General features: G+C 69.1%; 4 protein-coding genes. 3 read left to right on the top strand and 1 reads right to left on the bottom strand.

Annotated elements, in window-relative coordinates; all coding sequences use genetic code 11:
- Positions 1-36: 36 nt before the first annotated feature.
- The 3 genes from argJ to AC07XS_RS15780 are packed head-to-tail and all read left to right on the top strand — an operon-like array spanning position 37 to position 2041.
- Positions 37-1431 carry a bifunctional glutamate N-acetyltransferase/amino-acid acetyltransferase ArgJ gene (gene argJ / locus AC07XS_RS15790; protein ID WP_182715206.1) on the top strand — a complete coding sequence of 465 codons (1395 nt, stop codon included), beginning with the start codon at positions 37-39 and terminating at the stop codon, positions 1429-1431.
- The gene (locus AC07XS_RS15785; protein ID WP_182715207.1) at positions 1428-1841 is read left to right on the top strand and encodes a (deoxy)nucleoside triphosphate pyrophosphohydrolase; all 414 of its coding nucleotides are present in this window, start codon (positions 1428-1430) and stop codon (positions 1839-1841) included. The genes argJ and AC07XS_RS15785 overlap by 4 nt, the downstream gene beginning before the upstream one ends.
- A gap of 20 nt (positions 1842-1861) precedes the next feature.
- Positions 1862-2041, top strand: coding sequence for a Flp family type IVb pilin (locus AC07XS_RS15780; protein WP_182715208.1), 180 nt, complete (start codon positions 1862-1864; stop codon positions 2039-2041).
- A gap of 21 nt (positions 2042-2062) precedes the next feature.
- Here the strand turns inward: AC07XS_RS15780 and AC07XS_RS15775 are convergent, their stop codons facing one another.
- Positions 2063-2992, bottom strand: coding sequence for a methyltransferase domain-containing protein (locus tag AC07XS_RS15775; RefSeq protein WP_182715209.1), 930 nt, complete (start codon positions 2990-2992; stop codon positions 2063-2065).
- Positions 2993-3010 lie beyond the last annotated feature (18 nt).

The raw sequence follows: 3010 nt of genomic DNA, 5'->3' as shown, positions 1-3010 counted from the left end.
CCGCGTCTGACACCCCCCTCTCACCGGCCGCCTGACATGACCAAGACCCCCACGACCGGCCAAAAGATCGAACAGGCGTTCGAAAAGGCGCTGGACCCCTTTGCTGCAGCCCTGAAGCGCGCCACCCGTCCGGCCGAGGCCGCCGCCGCGCCCGTCGCCCCAGCCGCCGGAAAGCCCGGCCTGGCCGTCTCGCCCCTGGCTGTGCCCTTCCCGACCATTCCCCCCATCGGCGGGGTCGAGATCGCCACGGCCCGCGCCGGCTTCTACAAGCATGAGCGCGACGACCTGGTCGTTTTCCGCTTCGCGCGCGGCACCAGCTGCGCCGGGGTCTTCACCCGCCACAAGATCGGCTCGGCGCCGGTCGACTGGTGCAAGAAGCATCTGGGCGGGGCCGAGGGCGGCAAGGACGTGCGCGCCCTGGTGGTCAACGCCGGCTGCGCCAACGCCTTCACCGGGAAGGCCGGCGCCGACGCCGCGCGGCGGGCGGCCTCTGAGGTGGCCAAACGGTTCGGATGCCGCCAGCGGGACGTCATGATGGCCTCGACGGGCGTGATCGGCGTGGTGCTGGACGAAAAGAAGATCATCGCCAAACTGCCGGACATCGAGGCCGGTCTGGACGCCGACATCCATCCGTCCGAACAGTGGGCCAAGGCGGGGCGGGGGATCATGACCACCGACACCTTCCCCAAGGGCTCCTACGCCGAGGCCGAGATCGAGGGGTATAAGGTCCGGATCGCCGGGATCGCCAAGGGGTCGGGCATGATCGCCCCGGACATGGCGACCATGCTGGCCTTCATCGTCACCGACGCCGACATCCATCCGAACGTGCTGAAGGCCCTCCTGGGCCTGCACGTCCGCACCACCTTCAACTCGGTGACGGTGGACGGCGACACCTCGACCAATGACACGGCCCTGCTGTTCGCCACCGGAACCTCGGGCGCGCCGCGGATCGGGCGGGTCGGGGACCGGCGTCTGAAAAGCTTCTCGGCCGCCCTGGACAAGGTGATGCTGGACCTGGCGCACCAGCTGGTCCGCGACGGCGAAGGCGCGACCAAGTTCGTCAAGGTGACGGTGGACGGCGCCGCCAGCCCGGCCTCAGCCAGAAAACTGGCCAAGTCGATCGCCGACAGCCCCCTGGTCAAGACCGCCATCGCCGGCCAGGACGCCAACTGGGGCCGGGTGGTCATGGCCGTGGGCAAGACCGAGGAGCCGGTCGATCGCGACCGTCTGGCGATCAGGTTCGGCCCGCACCAGGCCGCCGTCGACGGCGCCCCGTCCCCGACCTACGACGAAGCCAAGATGACCGCCTATATGAAGAAGCCCGAAATCGACATCACCGTCGACGTCGGCGCGGGCCGGGCCTCGGCCACGGTTTGGACCTGCGATCTGACCAAGGGCTATATCGAGATCAACGGCGATTATCGGTCGTGACCGAGTCGCCGCTCCCCACCGTCCTCGTCGTCGCCGTCGCCCTGATCGACGTCGACGGACGGGTGCTGATCGCCAAACGACCCGAGGGGAAGACGCTGGCCGGCCTGTGGGAGTTTCCCGGCGGCAAGGTCGAGCCCGGCGAACGGCTCGAGGCGGCCCTGATCCGCGAACTGCGCGAGGAACTGGCCATAGAGGTCAGCGAATCCTGCCTGGCGCCCTTCGTCTTCGCCAGCCACGCTTATGATTCCTTTCACCTGTTGATGCCATTGTATCTGTGTCGCCGGTGGGACGGCGTGGTCGCCGCGCGCGAACACGCCGCCCTGGCCTGGGTCAGACCGAACCAGCTTTCGGACTATCCCATGCCGCCGGCGGACGAACCTCTGGTCGCCTGGCTGCGCGATCTGCTGTGACCACCGCCCAAGGAGCGGACATGAACGGATTCATCAGCCGCTTCCTGAACGACGACTGCGGCGCGACCGCCATTGAATACGGTCTCATCTGCGGCTTGATCTTCGTCGCCATCCTGGGCGGTCTGAACGCCCTGGGGGGGTCCAACGGCGCCCTCTACAAAGACGTCATGCAGAAGATCGCGGACACCCTGGGACGCTGACGCGCTCCCGCAGCAGCGCGATCAAGCCTGATCGCCCTCCTCCCCCGTCAACTCCTTCACCCCCAGGGCGTCGGCCAGCCGGACCTTGGCCGAGCCGCGCGGCAGCGGCTTCTGCTGGCTCTCGTGCGGCTTCCAACCGGCCAGATGAATGATTTCGAAGGTGGCGGAGATCCGCCCGTCCGCGTCGCCGTGGCGCTCGGCGTAAAGACGGGCCGCGCGGCTCAGGATCGCGCGGTTCAGGGGGCGGATCGGCCCGTGCAGCACATTGGTCTCGCCCATGGCGCGCAGATCGCGGACCAGGGCGAACATGTCCGGATAGCGGACGACGAAACGATCCACGTCCGAGACCGGCAGGGCGAAGCCGGCGCGCTGGAGAAGGGCGGCCCCGTCATAGCCGTCGGCGAAGGGCGAGACACGCGCCTGGGCCCCGCCGCGTTCGGCCAGCTCGGCCTCGGTCAGGACGGCCCGAAGCTCCTTCAGGGTGCCCGCGCCGAACAGGGTTCCAAGGAACAGGCCGTCCGGCTTCAAGGCGCGTCGAATCTGGGCCAATGCGCCGGGCAGGTCGTTGGCCCAGTGGAGATTGAGCAGGGAGACGATCAGATCCGTCGTCCCGTCTTCCAGCGGCAGGGCGTCGCGACCGGGCGCGGCCCGCTCGGCCCGCGAGGTCGGAGCGACGATCCGCCCGACCCGACCCGCCGCTTCGCTGGACGCCAGGGCTCGGGCGAAGGGGCCCGGATGGGCGGACAGATCGACCGCGACGGGAAAGTCGCGCAATATCGCCTCCAGACTGCCGACCGCGTTTTCGGCGGCACGGACGTGCAGAAAGTCGGCCTGCGTCAGCCGCCTTTCGGACCGCGCCAGTCGCGCCTCTCGACGCCCGGCGTCAAAGATGCGCGGGGGGGCGGTCGTCGGCGGCACGGCGTCGGGGCCGGAGGAGGGGGAAAGGCTCATGGACCTTCAGGATGGGGG

The sequence above is a fragment of the Brevundimonas sp. GW456-12-10-14-LB3 genome, assembly GCF_059424365.1.
Note: the sequence above shows the minus strand (reverse complement) of the source record. Positions and strands in the feature narration are given on the sequence as shown.